15 protein-coding genes are annotated in these 14,397 nt (G+C 64.9%); 11 read left to right on the top strand and 4 right to left on the bottom strand.

Translation table 11 applies throughout. The features are described 5' to 3' along the window. Nucleotides 1-38: 38 nt before the first annotated feature. Both MUN73_RS21870 and MUN73_RS21865 read left to right on the top strand, forming a co-directional pair. On the top strand, nt 39-512 hold the full coding sequence (locus tag MUN73_RS21870; RefSeq protein WP_250142636.1) for a DUF7343 domain-containing protein: 474 nt from the start codon (nt 39-41) through the stop codon (nt 510-512). Between the two features lie 213 nt (nt 513-725). Then, a complete protein-coding gene (locus tag MUN73_RS21865) occupies nt 726-2,696 on the top strand; it encodes a DUF7282 domain-containing protein (protein ID WP_250142635.1) in 1,971 nt (656 codons plus the stop codon). 306 nt (nt 2,697-3,002) lie between these two features. On the opposite strand, the gene MUN73_RS21860 is transcribed toward MUN73_RS21865, so the two are convergent. Both MUN73_RS21860 and MUN73_RS21855 read right to left on the bottom strand, forming a co-directional pair. Beyond that, nucleotides 3,003-3,506, bottom strand: a complete 504-nt coding sequence (locus MUN73_RS21860) for a DUF7344 domain-containing protein (protein ID WP_250142634.1) — start codon at nt 3,504-3,506, stop codon at nt 3,003-3,005. A 181-nt stretch (nt 3,507-3,687) separates the two neighbouring features. Continuing rightward, nucleotides 3,688-3,849, bottom strand: coding sequence for a DUF7563 family protein (locus MUN73_RS21855; RefSeq protein ID WP_246969724.1), 162 nt, complete (start codon nt 3,847-3,849; stop codon nt 3,688-3,690). A gap of 618 nt (nt 3,850-4,467) precedes the next feature. On the opposite strand from MUN73_RS21855, the gene MUN73_RS21850 reads away from it, so the two are divergent. From MUN73_RS21850 to MUN73_RS21840, 3 genes are all read left to right on the top strand, one after another. Further along, nucleotides 4,468-4,800: a winged helix-turn-helix domain-containing protein gene (locus MUN73_RS21850; protein ID WP_250142632.1), complete on the top strand. Its 333-nt coding sequence runs from the start codon at nt 4,468-4,470 to the stop codon at nt 4,798-4,800. A 155-nt stretch (nt 4,801-4,955) separates the two neighbouring features. Beyond that, nucleotides 4,956-5,231: a PadR family transcriptional regulator gene (locus tag MUN73_RS21845; RefSeq protein ID WP_250142631.1), complete on the top strand. Its 276-nt coding sequence runs from the start codon at nt 4,956-4,958 to the stop codon at nt 5,229-5,231. A gap of 275 nt (nt 5,232-5,506) precedes the next feature. Further along, complete coding sequence (locus tag MUN73_RS21840) at nt 5,507-6,496, top strand: DUF1616 domain-containing protein (RefSeq protein WP_250142630.1); 990 nt, start codon at nt 5,507-5,509, stop codon at nt 6,494-6,496. 186 nt (nt 6,497-6,682) lie between these two features. Here the strand turns inward: MUN73_RS21840 and MUN73_RS21835 are convergent, their stop codons facing one another. Then, nucleotides 6,683-7,219: a DUF7344 domain-containing protein gene (locus tag MUN73_RS21835; protein ID WP_250142629.1), complete on the bottom strand. Its 537-nt coding sequence runs from the start codon at nt 7,217-7,219 to the stop codon at nt 6,683-6,685. 412 nt (nt 7,220-7,631) lie between these two features. On the opposite strand from MUN73_RS21835, the gene MUN73_RS21830 reads away from it, so the two are divergent. From MUN73_RS21830 to MUN73_RS21810, 5 genes are read left to right on the top strand one after another with little or no spacing between them, the layout of a single operon-like run. Further along, nucleotides 7,632-8,210, top strand: a complete 579-nt coding sequence (locus MUN73_RS21830; RefSeq protein ID WP_250142628.1) for an acyltransferase — start codon at nt 7,632-7,634, stop codon at nt 8,208-8,210. Then, complete coding sequence (locus tag MUN73_RS21825) at nt 8,207-9,421, top strand: DegT/DnrJ/EryC1/StrS family aminotransferase (protein ID WP_250142627.1); 1,215 nt, start codon at nt 8,207-8,209, stop codon at nt 9,419-9,421. Before MUN73_RS21830 ends, MUN73_RS21825 begins: the two co-directional genes overlap by 4 nt. Continuing rightward, entirely contained in the window at nt 9,418-10,401 is a 984-nt protein-coding gene (locus MUN73_RS21820; protein ID WP_250142626.1) for a Gfo/Idh/MocA family protein, read from the top strand. Before MUN73_RS21825 ends, MUN73_RS21820 begins: the two co-directional genes overlap by 4 nt. Nucleotides 10,402-10,433: 32 nt before the next feature. After that, nucleotides 10,434-11,882 carry a nucleotide sugar dehydrogenase gene (locus MUN73_RS21815; protein ID WP_250142761.1) on the top strand — a complete coding sequence of 483 codons (1,449 nt, stop codon included), beginning with the start codon at nt 10,434-10,436 and terminating at the stop codon, nt 11,880-11,882. After that, nucleotides 11,875-12,924: a glycosyltransferase family 2 protein gene (locus tag MUN73_RS21810; protein WP_250142625.1), complete on the top strand. Its 1,050-nt coding sequence runs from the start codon at nt 11,875-11,877 to the stop codon at nt 12,922-12,924. The genes MUN73_RS21815 and MUN73_RS21810 overlap by 8 nt, the downstream gene beginning before the upstream one ends. Here the strand turns inward: MUN73_RS21810 and MUN73_RS21805 are convergent. Then, a complete protein-coding gene (locus MUN73_RS21805; RefSeq protein ID WP_250142624.1) occupies nt 12,909-13,118 on the bottom strand; it encodes a hypothetical protein in 210 nt (69 codons plus the stop codon). The two genes, MUN73_RS21810 and MUN73_RS21805, sit on opposite strands and share 16 nt — an antisense overlap. A gap of 279 nt (nt 13,119-13,397) precedes the next feature. Between MUN73_RS21805 and MUN73_RS21800 the strand changes: the two genes are divergently transcribed. Next, nucleotides 13,398-14,384 (top strand): polysaccharide deacetylase family protein, encoded by a 987-nt coding sequence (locus tag MUN73_RS21800; RefSeq protein WP_250142623.1) that lies wholly within the window; start codon nt 13,398-13,400, stop codon nt 14,382-14,384. Nucleotides 14,385-14,397 lie beyond the last annotated feature (13 nt).

Raw genomic sequence — 14,397 nt, 5'->3', positions numbered from 1 at the left:
GGGAGAACCGTGAGCGAGGACTTCCCATGCTAGCTGCCATGACCCTCCACATATCGATAACCGCCGTCGCGTTCGCATCGTCGACCGTCCTCACGGCGGTTCCGGACGCCGTCCAGCCGCTGGCACCCGTACAACTCCAGTGGGGGCCCCACCTGGCAGCGCTGGCGGGGATCGTTGCACTGGCAGTTCTCGGCGGTGTCCTCGCGCTCCGGAACCGACTCGAGGACGCGAACGCGATGACGTCGACGGCCGATTCCGAAACGGGGACCGACGAGTTCCTGACCGATCGAGAGAAAGTCCGCCAGCTGATCACCGAGAACGGGGGCCGAATGAAACAGTCGGAAATCGTCAACGCCGTCGACTGGTCGAAAGCGAAGGTGAGCCGACTCCTCGCGGACCTGGAGGAGGACGGGCAGGTGACGAAACTCCGTCTCGGGCGGGAAAACCTGGTGTGCCTGTCCGGCCACGAGCCGACCGCCTCGAAATCGCCGGAACGTCCGCAGAACGACTAGTGCTCTCGGCACGGATCGGTCGACGTCGAAGAGCGATCGGCTGTCGACGGTGATAGACTCGACGTCGAGGAGTATCAGCAATCGTGGTTTTCCAGCGTCGAAGGTGTCACTGAAACCGCCGCTGCCCGCGTAGTATCCAGTTTCTCGCCGTAATGGTAGTGTCGGTTTATACGCCCCAGCCATCGATTCGGGAATGCCTTCACGGCACAAGACATGAACGCACGCAATCAACTACTCGTAGTACTCACCGCGCTGATGCTGTTGTCCTCGAGCGGGGCGATGGTTGCAGGGGCTGCCCCTGCGGCATCCGTTCAGGAGGACGACAGCGCCAGCGACGGTGATATCGAGACAGACAACGAGACAGTCTCGGACGACGATACCGAGACGGTCTCGGAGGGCGACGATAACGAGACCGCGGACAACGAGACACCCGACGACGGACTCGAAGAAACTCCGGAAGAGGGAACCCAGTCCGCGATGGTGACGTTCGAGGACCAGACGACCGACGGTGAGACGGTCGTCGTCCAGAACGTCACGATGGCCAGCGGCGGTTTCGTCACGATCCACGACAGCAGCCTGCTCGTGGGTAACGTGATCGGGAGCGTCATCGGCACGTCGGAGTATCTCGAACCGGGAACGCACGAGAACGTCACGGTGACGCTCGACGAACCGCTCGAGGAGGACGAGACCCTCATCGCGATGCCCCATCGCGACACGAACGACAACCAGACGTACGACTTCGTCGAGACCGATGGTCAGCAGGACGGTCCGTACCTCACGCCTGACGACGAACCGGTGACCGACGACGCTGTGGTCACCGTCGAGGACGGCGCCGTCGACGAGGAACCGGTCGACGAAGCACCTGACGACTCCGAAGAAACCGAAGTCGGGGATTTCGACGTCAGTAACCTCGAGCCGATGGACGTGACCGTCACCCAGGGAGACGTCATCGACGTCTCCGCGACGATCACGAACACCGGCGAAGCGGAAGCCACGCAGACGGTCGAATTCCGCGTTGACGGCGAGGCGCTCGCGAGCGAAGAAGTCACCCTGGCCGGTGACGAGAACGAGACCGTCACGTTCGAAGGGATCGATACGGCAGCGCTCGAACCCGGTGACTACACGCACGGCGTGTACACCGAGGACGCCAACCAGACCGCGACGCTAACGGTCGAAGCTGCTGAGGAAGAGCCGGTCGACGAAGAACCAGTTGAGGAAGAACCAGTTGAGGAAGAACCAGTTGAGGAAGAACCGGTCGACGAAGAACCGGTTGAGGAAGAGCCGGTCGACGAAGAACCGGTTGAGGAAGAGCCGGTCGATGAGGAACCCGCCGAGGACGAGCGCGTCATCGAGATCACCATCGAAGAGGCGACCGTCTACGTGTTCGTCATCGGTGACGTCGAAGAAGACGACGTCGTCGAGGAACCGGACGATGTCGACGAGGAGGACGACCTCGACGAGAACGTCACTGACGACGAAGACGCCCTCGACGACGAGGACGACGTCGATGAGAACGTCACCGACGATGAGGACGACCTCGAAGAGAACGTCACCGACGACGAGGACGAACTCGACGACAACGTCACTGACGACGAGGACGCCCTCGACGACGAGGATGACCTCGATGAGAACGTCACTGATGACGAAGACGCCCTCGACGACGAGGACGACGTCGATGACAACGTCACCGACGACGAAGACGAGGTCGACGAGGAGGTATCCGACTCCTTCACCGTCGAGAACCTCGATGCGCCGGAGAGCGCGACCGCCGGTGACGAGATCACCGTCTCCGCGGAGATCTCGAACCCCACCGACGAGGAAGACACCCAGGAGATCCAGTTCCGACTGGAGGGTGACCTCGTCGACTCACAGAACGTGACGCTGGACGCTGGGGAGAACGAAACCGTCGAGTTCGACGTCGACACGACTGACATCGAACCCGGCGAGTACGTCCACATGGTCCTCAGCGACGAGTTCGGTGAGGTCGCCGAGATCGAACTGACCGAAGCAGAGGAGGACGAACTCGATGACGACGACGGTCTCGACGACAACGAAACCGACGAAGACGACGGCCTCGACGACGAGGACGACGACTTCGACGACAACGAGACCGACGACGACTTCGACGACAACGAATCCGAAGACGACGCGGACGCAGCGCTAATCGGCTACGCGAACAGCTAACTGTTCGTAGCCACCCAGCGGACAGGGAGTCTTTTTGTCGAGGGAACTGGCGAATCGGCCCGACAGTCACGTTCGCGTCCGAGCGCAGTTCGATACGCTCTCGGGCGCGGGACGGCCGATCGCGACCCGATCCCGGATCGAAAGTACCGGTAGCGGAGCGATCGGCGTCCGTCGAGGTGGCGGCCCCGACTTCACGGACTTCGTAGCCCGCTTACGACGACCGAGTGACGTCGTTCGGAAGACCGGCGGTCGTTCTGATACCGAGACGCCAGAGCCGTCTCGAACCACGAGCGAACAGCTGGTAGTTCACGAGAACAGACTGTAGAGGCTGCTCGCGGCGACGGCGAGCAGCACGAGAACGCTCGACAGGACGGGATCGATCGCGACGAAAAGCGGCAGTTCGAGTCCCGCGAGCGCGATCACCACGAGTCCGAGGACGCAGAGTCCGAGGTGCAACTGGAGCACCGACGATCGATCGGTGTCGTCGCCGTCGACGTACGTGAGGACGTCGTCGAAGTTCGGTCCGGGCTGGATCGTCTTCGCGTCGGAGTCGTACTCGATGACGGCGTCCTCCTGGAGCTGTGGCAGGTGCGTCTGCTGGAGCGAGACGTAGACGCTCTTGTAGAGGTTGTTCGGGACGGGTGACGTGTCGGATTCGCTGGCTGCGATTTCAGTGGCGACGTCCGAGACGTCGATCGTCTCCGACTCGGCAGCGAGCAGCTGGACGATAGCCCGCCGTCTATCGTTTCCGAGGATGTGGAAGACCTCGCTTTCCGCGAGCGACTCAGTTCGGTTCCTCTGAACGGACATTGATCGGGGAGAAAACGCGATCGACGGACAGTCCACCACCTCGTACCATGTACTACCCTGTTCGCTAACCACTAACTTTAACGTGCGGTATTCGTTGCGATGCATCTTGTGGGAGAATAAAAACGACAGGATCGGTCGGGCCCGGTACGGATACGGACGGTCGGAGCGCGACGCCGGCGGATCAGTCGCCAGGGAGATGCCCACCGGACTGCATCTCTCGATAGGTCGTACAGGCAGGACAGCCGTGGACGACGTCGCCGTTATCACCGAACACGCGCGCGAACTGCTGGGTGACGTGGGTTCCGCAGTTGCGACAGCGGGCACCTGCCGTCGACGATTCCATCGGCTTCCAGTTGTGCTGTGTGGGAGTCATGTTGGGGGTTTTGGACACGAACGAGTGAGGTTGCGGGTGTGCGTTCGCCGAGAGTCGGACACGGACCGCAGTCGTCCCCGTGGCCGGGGGTCTGAACTCGGTGACCGATGGCCCGGTGGGACGCACTCGTCCGGCATCACCCGTCACAGGGAAGCAGACGTGAATAAAGGACGTTGACCGTTCACCTCCGAAGCGGTTCGGCGGAGCGCGAAACACGTAGTTTCCGACCGATATCCGGAGATACCAGCCGTGAGACCCCCACACACCGGCTGTTCGGGGAACTGGACCTCAACGTGAATTCACTCGGGTTGGCCTGCATTCGACGGCAAAACAGCCGATTGCATCCCGCGTCGATTCGTGGAAACCGATAATTTCTCTATCGTAACGTATTGTTTCGCGTTCGAACGAGGGTCCTTCGGAAAATAAAGTACATCGTTATAAAATACCACTATCCCTTACCGATTGTATCGCTGGAAGAAATGGAGGACCTCGCGCGAGTGGTGGACTGCGAGCCCGAACAGCGAGCATCGACGCCTCTCGATACCGAGAGCGAGCGAATCAACCCGGCGACAACGGGTGATCACGAAAATGTCAACGCAAGCGAGTAACACGCGATCAGAACCGTCGGACGATCCGGCAGCCCAACTCGACGTCCTCGGAGACGAGTGTGCCCGGACGATTCTCGTCGCGACGAGCGGCGGTCCGAAGACGGCGAAAGAACTGACCGAACGGACGGACAGTTCCTCGGCGACGGTGTATCGACGAATCAACAACCTCCTCGAAAGCGACCTGCTGGCCGAGTGTGTGCGGTTCGACGAGGACGGGTCACACACAACCGCCTACGAAGCGCGCGCCGAGACCCTCTCCGTTCGGATCGGGGCGGACGGGATCGAGGTGACGGTGGCGCGCAACGAGAGCTAACCATACCGATCAATCCCGGAGAACGTTCGAAACGTGTAACGGTCGCCGGAACGGACAGTTTCGTCCGTAGAGCGAATTCTGAAAGAAGGACTAATACGGCTGTATGATACGGATAACAAATATCTACTCAGTGGAACGGTCACTGTGATTGAGCAATGCACGATCTGACCGGCTTCCAGCGAGACCTCCTGTACGTGATCGCGGGTGCCGACCGACCGTCGGGCCAGACGGTCAAAGACGAAGTCGAGACGTACTACAGCTCCGAAATCAATCACGGCCGTCTGTATCCCAATCTCGACACCCTGGTCAACAAAGAACTGGTCGAGAAAGGTCAACTGGACCGACGGACGAACTACTACGCGATCACCGACGCCGGTCGGCAGCAGATCGAGGAGCGACGAGAGTGGGAAGAACAGTACGTCGACTTCTAGCGTCAGGCCGTGCCGATCGATCCCAGTGAACAGCGGTGCCACTGACTTCTCGAGCCACCGTCGTCCTGGCTCAGCCCGACTTCACCCGGTTTCTCCCGGTCGAATCACGACGGCGAACCGGTATCGACGTATCGGCGTAGCTTTCTCTGGGGCGAATCGTCATCGTCGGCACGTACGAGTGACATAACAAAGCGATCGGAAACGAACTACGAGTCGGATATGGACGACGTATCGTCTGCAGCCGACGACACCCGGTGCGGCGTGGTGACGCATCGATGAGTCATCGAACGAACACCTGGACGCGGTTCGAACGCGTCCGACAGTACCCGATCGATCTCGCGATCGTGTCCGTCGCGGCGCTCCTGGCTTTCGTCGTGATATCGAATCTCCCGGACGGGAGTACACTGCGGCTGGCAGTGGCGATCCCGGTCGTGGTGTTTCTTCCGGGATACGCTCTCGTCTCGCTGTTGTTCCCGGCCGCCGCACGTGACGGAGGGGCCGCGACGACGAGGACACGCGAGCAACGACCCCGCGGTATCGACGCGATCGAACGGGTCGGGCTGGCGATCCCGCTCTCGCTGGGTATCGTGGCGCTACTGGCGCTCGCGCTCCCGTGGACTGACTGGGGATTCGATACGGCGTCGTCGACGGCTGGCCTCGTCGTCGCGACGGTCGGACTGGCCCAGCTGGGCGTCGTTCGCCGGCTTCGGACGCCACAGTCGAAGCGCTTCACCGTGTCACCGCTGGCCGCGCTCGGCCGGCTTCGGGGGACGGGAAGCGGCAGGTTCAGGCTGTCCTCGGTGGTGCTAGTCGTGGCGATCGGCGTCGCCACCGGGGCACTGGTGCTGGCGCTGCTCTCGCCCGCCTCGGCTGGCGGCTTCACGGAGCTGGGACTGTACACGGAGAACGAGGAGGGGGACCTCGTCGCCGGCGAACTGCCCGACGAGGTCGCCCCCGGTGAGTCGATCCCGGTCACGATCTCGATCGAGAACCAGGAGGGAGACCACGAGGACTACACGGTCGTCGTCCAGCAACAGACCGTCGAAGACGGCGAGGTCGTCGAGCGAGAACAGTTACGCGAGATCGATGCCACCGTGGCGGACGGGAGCACCGGAACCGGCGAACAGGGGATCACGCCGACCGCAGCACCCGGCGAGACGGTTCGGATCAGCGTCCTCCTGTACGACGAGGCACCGCCGGCCGAACCGACCAACGAGAACGCGCTGGAAGATACCTACTTCTGGGTGACGGTCACGACGGAATAGGGTCGCCGATCGCACTCCCGAGCGGACGCAACTGACGGCAGGTCGTCGACAGGTTCGGCGGCACGTGACGCAGTATCGACGCCGGACGGCGAGGATCGACGATCGATCGCGAACGGCAGAACAGCGACTCGACGGCCGGTCGATCGAGCCGTCGACGGACCCGAACGGTGACTGGGGACGGGTTCGTTACCGGCCAGCGCTCCCGAGAGAGCGGCCGACGTCGGGCCGGCGGGCGACGTGCTGTGCGAGCGCGACGAGGAGAACCGTTGCACACACCACCAGGGCGACGGCAGGCGCGATCGCGGTCGACAGCGGGCCGATCGAGAGCCACGAGACCGCGAGTCCGACGACGCCGAGGGACGTCACCGACGCGTAGATCCGGTGCCACGATCGCTGGTCCTCGAGGCGTCGATCGAGGTAGGGTTCGAACAGGTCCTCGCTGGGCAGGAGCTCGATGATGTGGTCGTCGGGGTTCCAGTCGACGATGCCGTGGTCTTCGAGCATGGGAAGGTGTGTCTGGTAGAGCGAGATGTAGACCCGGCGCCGTTGCGTCCGGGTCACGTCCTCGGGGGACGTCTCGTTCTCCCAGGCGGCGACCTGCTCGACGAGGGGCGCGAGATCACAGGTGCCACCGTTTCGTTTCAGGTACTGGACCGTCCGTCGTCTCCGGGCGTTGCTGAACACGTCGAACAGTTCAGCTTGCGTGAGTTCACTGTCAGTCATGGGATGCGCTCGCGGTCCCGGCCTCGGGTGTGTTCGGATACCGCACACGCCAGTGTGACACGCTGAGTCCCTTTACTATCGCTCAGCTACCCTCGAGAAAGGGAATTGTACCAGTTGGGCCTCGTGACTGACGGCTAAGCCAACGTTTCCAGCATCGTGAACGACCACAGGTGCAGAATTCGGGTCCGACCGGTCCCAGGTCGTCGGTCTCTCGATTCCGGTTTCGTCCCCCGTGTAGTTCGCGACTACGAACCCCTCAAGACGGGGATAACAAAGCCTCGTTACCGGCTGTGTCAGGACGATTGCCCACGCGGGTATCGATACTGCATGTACTACACCAACGCCGAGGATTTCATCGACGAACGGACGACGAACGGGTCGGTACGGCCGACCGTAACCGGGGTGTATCGCCGTGGCTGAGTTCGTCAGCGGAACGGACTGTACCGTCGACGACGGCGCCACCGTCGGCTACGGTGCGTTCGACGACCCGACGCGGGTCGGCGACGGGGCGACGATCAGGGCCGGATCGATCGTCTACGGCGACGTGACGATCGGCGACGACTTCACGACCGGTCACGACGTGCTGGTCCGCGAGGGGACGACCGTGGGCGACGACGTGCTCGTCGGGACGAAGTCCGTCATCGACGGCCAGACGACGATCGGCTCCCACGTGAGCCTGCAGACGAACGTCTACGTCCCGACCCAGACCTCGATCGCGGACAACGTCTTCGTCGGCCCGGGTGCGGTCATGACCAACGACGAGTACCCGATCCGGACGGACGACGGCCTCGAAGGGCCGACGATCGAGGAGGGCGCGTCGATCGGCGCGAACGCGACCGTGCTCCCCGGCGTCACGGTCGGGGCGAACGCGTTCGTCGCGGCGGGTGCGGTGGTCACCGAGGACGTACCGCCCGACACGCTCGCCGTCGGAGCACCGGCCACCGAACGATCGCTTCCCGAGCCCCTGGAGGGACCGAACCAGCTCGCATGACGGACACTGACACCGATACCGACGTCGAGACGGGAATCGACGCCGGAACGGAACCCAGCGACGCCGGCAGTGACGCTGGCTCGCTCGGGGCGGCCGACGGTGAACGCAGGGTGTCGATCGCCGATCCCGCTCTCAGCGGGGACGCCGTCGATCGGGTCCAGTCGCTCCTCGAAGACGGCACGCTCGCCGACGGGCCGGAAGTGAGGGCCTTCGAAAAGGAATTCGCCGCCTTCTGTGGGGCCGACCGTGGCGTCGCGACCTCGAACGGGACGACGGCCCTGCACGCCGCACTCGAGGCCCTCGGCCTCGAGGAGGGCGACGCGGTCGTCACCTCTCCGTTCTCGTTCGTGGCGAGCGCCAACGCCATCAGGCTCGCGGGTGGAACGCCGGTCTTCGCCGACATCGACCCTGAGACCTACACGATCGATCCCGACGACGTCGATCGGATCGTCGGGGAGCGAGACGACGTCGTCGGCCTGTTACCCGTCCATCTCTACGGGCTGGCCGCCGACATGCCGGCGCTGCTCGATATCGCCGACGAGCACGACCTGTTCGTCGTCGAGGACGCCTGCCAGGCCCACGGCGCGACCATCCGGGGCAAGCGAGTCGGCCAGTTCGGCGACGCCGCCTGCTTCTCGTTCTACCCGACGAAGAACATGACGACCGGCGAGGGCGGCATGGTCACCACGACTCGGGCGGACGTCGCCGACGGGGTCGCCCGCTACGTCAACCACGGTCGCGGCGAGACCGGGACCGGCGGCTACGACCACGTTGAACTCGGGCACAACCACCGCCTGACGAGCGTCGCGGCGGCCATCGGACGCGCCCAGCTCGAACGCCTGCCGTCGTCCAACGACGCCCGCAGAGAGAACGCGGCGGTCTACGACGAGGAACTGGCCGACCTGCCGATCGAGACGCCGACGGAGCCGCAGGGGCATCGACACGTCTACCACCAGTACACGGTCCGGACGGACGACCGGGAAGCGCTGGCGGCCACGCTTGATGCCCACGGCGTCGACAGCGCCGTCTACTACGAGACGCCGATCCACCGCCAGCCGGCCTACGAGTCGGTGAGCACAGCCGCGACGCGGCTGCCCCGAGCGGAGCGGGCGGCCGACGCCGTGCTCTCCCTGCCCGTCCACCCCGGTCTCTCCGAGCGTGACCGCCGGACCGTGGTCGAAGCAGTGCGGAATCACTACACCAGTTCATGACCGACGATAATCGATTCAGGGCCGGCGTCATCGGCGTCGGCTCGATGGGCGAGAACCACGCGCGCGTGTACAGCGAACTCCCGAACGTCGACCTCGTCGGCGTCAGCGATCGGGACCGATCCGTCGCACGCCGAGTCGCGAGCGAGTTCGGAGCCACGGCCGTCACCATCGAGGCGCTGCTCGATCACTGTGACCTCGTGACCGTCGCCGTGCCGACACACGCCCACGCCGACGTTGTCTCGACCTGTCTCGAATCCGGGACCCACGTCCTCGTGGAGAAACCGATCACCGGGTCTGTCGCCGACGGACGCGCGCTCGCGGCGAAGGCCCGCGACGAGGGCCTGGTGCTGCAGGTGGGCCACATCGAGCGGTTCAACCCCGCCGTCCAGACGCTGACCGAGTTGATCGACGACCTCGACGTCATCGCTGTCGAAGCCGAACGGCTCGGACCGCCGGTCGATCGAACGGCTCGCGGGAACGTCGTCTTCGACCTGATGGTCCACGACGTCGACGTGGTCGGGTCGATCCTCGACGAACGGCCGGACGCGCTGACCGCGACGGGAACCGAGGACGGCCAGTACGCGACGGCGAACATGCAGTACGACGACGTGATCGCGTCGCTGACGGCGAGTCGCCTGACACAGAAGAAAGTCCGGAAACTGACGGTGACCGCCCGCGAGTGCCTCGTGGAGGTCGACTACCTGGAACAGTCCGTCCTGATCCACCGGGACTCGTATCCCGAGTACCTCACGGACGACGGGCAGAACCGGTATCGACACGAGAGCGTCGTCGAACGGCCGCGGGTCTCGAACGGCGAACCGCTGCGGCACGAACTCGAGGCGTTCGTCGAGGCCGTCCAAACCGGTTCGGAACCCGAAGTCACCCCCGAAGACGGCATCGCCGCGCTCGAGACGATCCAGCGGATCGACTCGCTCGTCGCGGACGACGCCGTCCCGCCGGAACGGGAGGTGGAAGCGTGACGAACCGGGAACGGACGAACGATCGCGACGCGATCGGACTCTACGATTCCGACCGGACCGAATCCCGACTGCGGGCGGCCCTGACCGAGGGCGAGATTCCGGTCGCCGTCTACGGACTCGGCAAGATGGGGCTGCCGCTCGCCGCGGTCTACGCCGAGACGACGGGGAACGTGACCGGCGTCGACGTCGACCCGGACGTCGTCGAGACCGTCACCGCGGGCGAGAGTCACGTCGTCGGCGAACCCGGCCTCGACGACCTCGTCGCGGACCAGGTCAGTGCGGATCGCCTCGACGCGACGACCGACGGGCCGGCGGCCGCCGCGGACGCACGGGTACACGTCGTCATCGTCCCGACGCTACTGGACGAGGACGATCGGCCGAACCTCACCACGGTCGAATCCGTCGCGGACGACGTCGCGGCCGGACTGGAACCGGGAGACCTGGTCGTCGCCGAATCGACCCTCCCGCCGGGAACCTGCCGGGACGTCCTCCTGCCGCATCTCGCGGCGGAGAGCGGACTCGAACCGGGCGAGTTCGGCCTCGCGTTCTGCCCGGAACGGACCTCCTCGGGGACCGCACTGCGGGACATCCGCGGCCAGTACCCCAAGGTCGTCGGCGGCGTCGACGACGAGAGCACCCGCGCGGCCGCGATCGTCTACGACGAACTCTCGAGCAACGAGGTGCACCCGGTCTCGGACGCGACCACCGCGGAGGCTGTGAAGGTGTTCGAGGGCGTCTACCGCGACGTCAACATCGCCCTCGCGAACGAACTGGGTCTGCTGGCCGACGAACTCGACGTCTCGGTCCGGGAGGCGATCGACACCGCGAACGACCTGCCGATGTGCCAGCTTCACGATCCCGGCCCCGGCGTCGGCGGTCACTGCATCCCCTACTACCCGCACTTCCTGCTTTCCGAACTGGACGAACCGATGGCGCTGACGCGAACCGCTCGCGACGTCAACGACGGCATGCCGTCCGTCGTGGTCGATCGACTCGAGCGGGAACTCGCCGCCGTCGGGACCGACCTCGCGGACGCCACGGTGGCCGTGCTCGGGCTGACCTACCGGCCCGGCGTCGAGGAGACCCGCGCCTCACCGGCACTCGACGTCGTGGACGAACTGAACGAGCGCGGCGCGGCCGTCGCCGGCGTCGATCCGCTCGTCGATCCGGCGGCCTACGGCGCACGTCCGATCGCGATCGACGACCTCGCCGACGCAGACCTCGACGCCGCCGTCGTCGTGACCCCCCACGAGGCGTTCGATCGGATTCCGTGGGCCGAACTCGACCCGATGGTGGTCGTCGACGGACGCGACGCGATCGATCTCGCCGGCACCGACCACCGGACGTACACGCTCGCCGGGTCTCGAGACGGCCACCCGCCGCGCGAGTTCGGTCGGGACGACCCCGCTTCCGGGCCGACGTCGGATAGCCCCTCCACCGCACCCGGTCGCACCGAGACTGACGGGGGCGAAGATGTATAAGAGCAGCTCGATCGGCGTCGTCGTGACCGCCTACGAGGAGGAGGCGTTCGTCGGCCGGGTGATCGAGACCGTCCCCAGGTTCGTCGATCGGATCTACGTGGTCGACGACGCGTCGCCGGACGACACCTGGGACGTGATTCAGCGCGTCGCATCCCGGATCAACGAGACGACCGAACCGGCGAAGACGGTCGCCGACGGCGGCGACGGTCGCCGCGTCGTCCCGATCCGCCACGAGGAGAACCGGGGTCCCGGCGGTGCCGTGAAGACCGGTTACGAACGCGCAGTCGCGGACGGGATCGACGTGGTCGCCGTGATGGACGGCGACGGCCAGATGGATCCCGAGATTTTAGACCGGATCGTCGACCCCGTCGCGACCGGCGACGCCGACTACGCGAAGGGGAACCGGCTGCTTTCACCCGACGATCGGGACGGGATGTCGACGTTCCGGTTCGTCGGCAACGCCATGCTGACCGGCCTCTCGAAGTTCGCCTCCGGCTACTGGTCGATCGGCGACCCCCAGAACGGCTACACCGCCATCTCCGCCGAGACCATCGAAGACCTCGACCTCGACGCGATCACCGATCGGTACGGCTTCCTCAACCACCTGCTGACGCACCTCAACGTCCACGGCTGTCGCGTCGCGGACGTGCCGATGACGGCCATCTACGGCGACGAGGAGAGCAGCATTCGATACCTGCCGTTCGTCAGGTTCGTCTCCCTGCTGTTGCTCCGCAGTTTCTGCTGGCGGCTGAAGACGCGGTACGTCGTCCAGGAGTTCCACCCCGCGGTCGTCTTCTACGGTGCCGGAACGACCGGACTGGCCGGTGGCGTGGCTGGACTCGCCGGTTCGGCCCGGCGGGCGGCCGGCGACGACGACGGGTTCACCGCCGTTCTGGCGTCGTTCGTCGCCATCCTGCTCGGCGTGGTCTCGCTCGGGATCGCGATCTGGCTCGACGCCGAGGAGAACGACCCGCTCGAGGTGACGCCGGACGACAGCCGAACTGGCAGTCACGCTCGGCGAGCGCCTCAGTCGATCGAGTAGGACACGATGTCCTCGCCGTCACAGGCCGGACAGCGAACCGTGTCGGCCGACACGTTCGTGCCGCAAGACCGACACTCGTGGACGACGTCCGTGGAGGTCGCATCCTCGGCCGTGGTTGCCGTCGCCGGCGTTTCCGGCTCCGGATCCGAGTCCGACGCGGGGAGCAGCGTGGACAGCAGGTTAGCGAGGCCCATCAGACAGTAATACCGGACAGTATTCCAGAACTGAAAATAAGTCTTTCGTAAACGTGTATTCGGAACGCAGGGCCGATCGATTCTACGGAGCGGACCGAGCCCAGTATGGCCGAGTAGTCGGCGTAAAAGCTTCGTAATGTGATTATTTACTAAATCACTACCTGTTTCATCTGACTGACGAGTTCGACCGATCATGGTTACTGCGCACCAGATCAGCAGGCGGTTCACGCCCCCACCGGATCGAGCGGTGGGGAACGTCCCGACAGGGGCGGTGATTCGATGAGCGACGAGACCCGTGGGACGGCGCACTCGGCGACGCCGGAGTGGGTCGCCGACGCACCACGGGACGACGATCCGGTCCCCGGCGACGCGTCGTTCGCCCTCTGTCTGACCCACGACGTCGACCGGCCGTACAAGGGGTTCCGATCGTTCTACCGGGCCGCCCAGGGTCGACCGGGCTATCACCTCCGAACGGCCCTCTCCTCCTCGAACCCGTACTGGCAGTTCGAGGAGCTCATGGCCCTGGAGGAGGATCTCGGCGTCCGATCGGCCTGCTACTTCCTGAACGAACAGCACCTCCTCGCCGATCGGCCGGCGCGCGACTGGTTCTCGGCGCCGAACTGGATCGAACACCTCGGTCGATACGACGTGACCGCGCCCGAGATGGCCGACGTGATCCGGGACCTCGCGAACGGCGGCTGGGAGGTCGGCCTCCACGGCTCCTACCACACCGCCGACGATCGGGACCGGTTACGCGAGGAGAAGGCGATCCTGGAGTCGGTACTCGACGGTCCAGTCGCGGGCGGCCGACAGCATCATCTCAGGCTGTCCGTCCCGGAGACGTGGCACCACTACCGATCGATCGGCCTCCGGTACGATTCGAGCCTCGGGTCGGGGACGGAATGTGGGTTCACGACGGGGTACCGGCCGATCCGACCGTTCGGCGACGAGTTCCGGGTGTTTCCGCTGACGATCATGGAACAGGCCCTCCCTGATCCGGGCACCGACTTCGACGCCGCCCGCAACAGGTGCGAGGAGTTGCTCGACGAAGCCGCGGCCAACGACGCCGTGATGACGGCGCTCTGGCATCCGCGCTATTTCGACGAACGGGAGTTCCCCGGCTACCGGACGCTCTACCGGTGGCTCGTCGAGCAGGCGCTCGATCGCGGCGCATGGGTCGGGACGCCGCGACGGCTCTGTACGATCCTCGCCAGTGAACCGGATTCCAGAACACGACAGGCGGCACTCGACAACCGGAACCAATGAACGAACGATACCA

The sequence above is a fragment of the Halosolutus amylolyticus genome, from assembly GCF_023566055.1.
GTDB lineage: Archaea > Halobacteriota > Halobacteria > Halobacteriales > Natrialbaceae > Halosolutus > Halosolutus amylolyticus.
The sequence above is the reverse complement of the archived record's forward strand: the minus strand, read 5'-3'. Positions and strand labels throughout refer to the sequence as shown.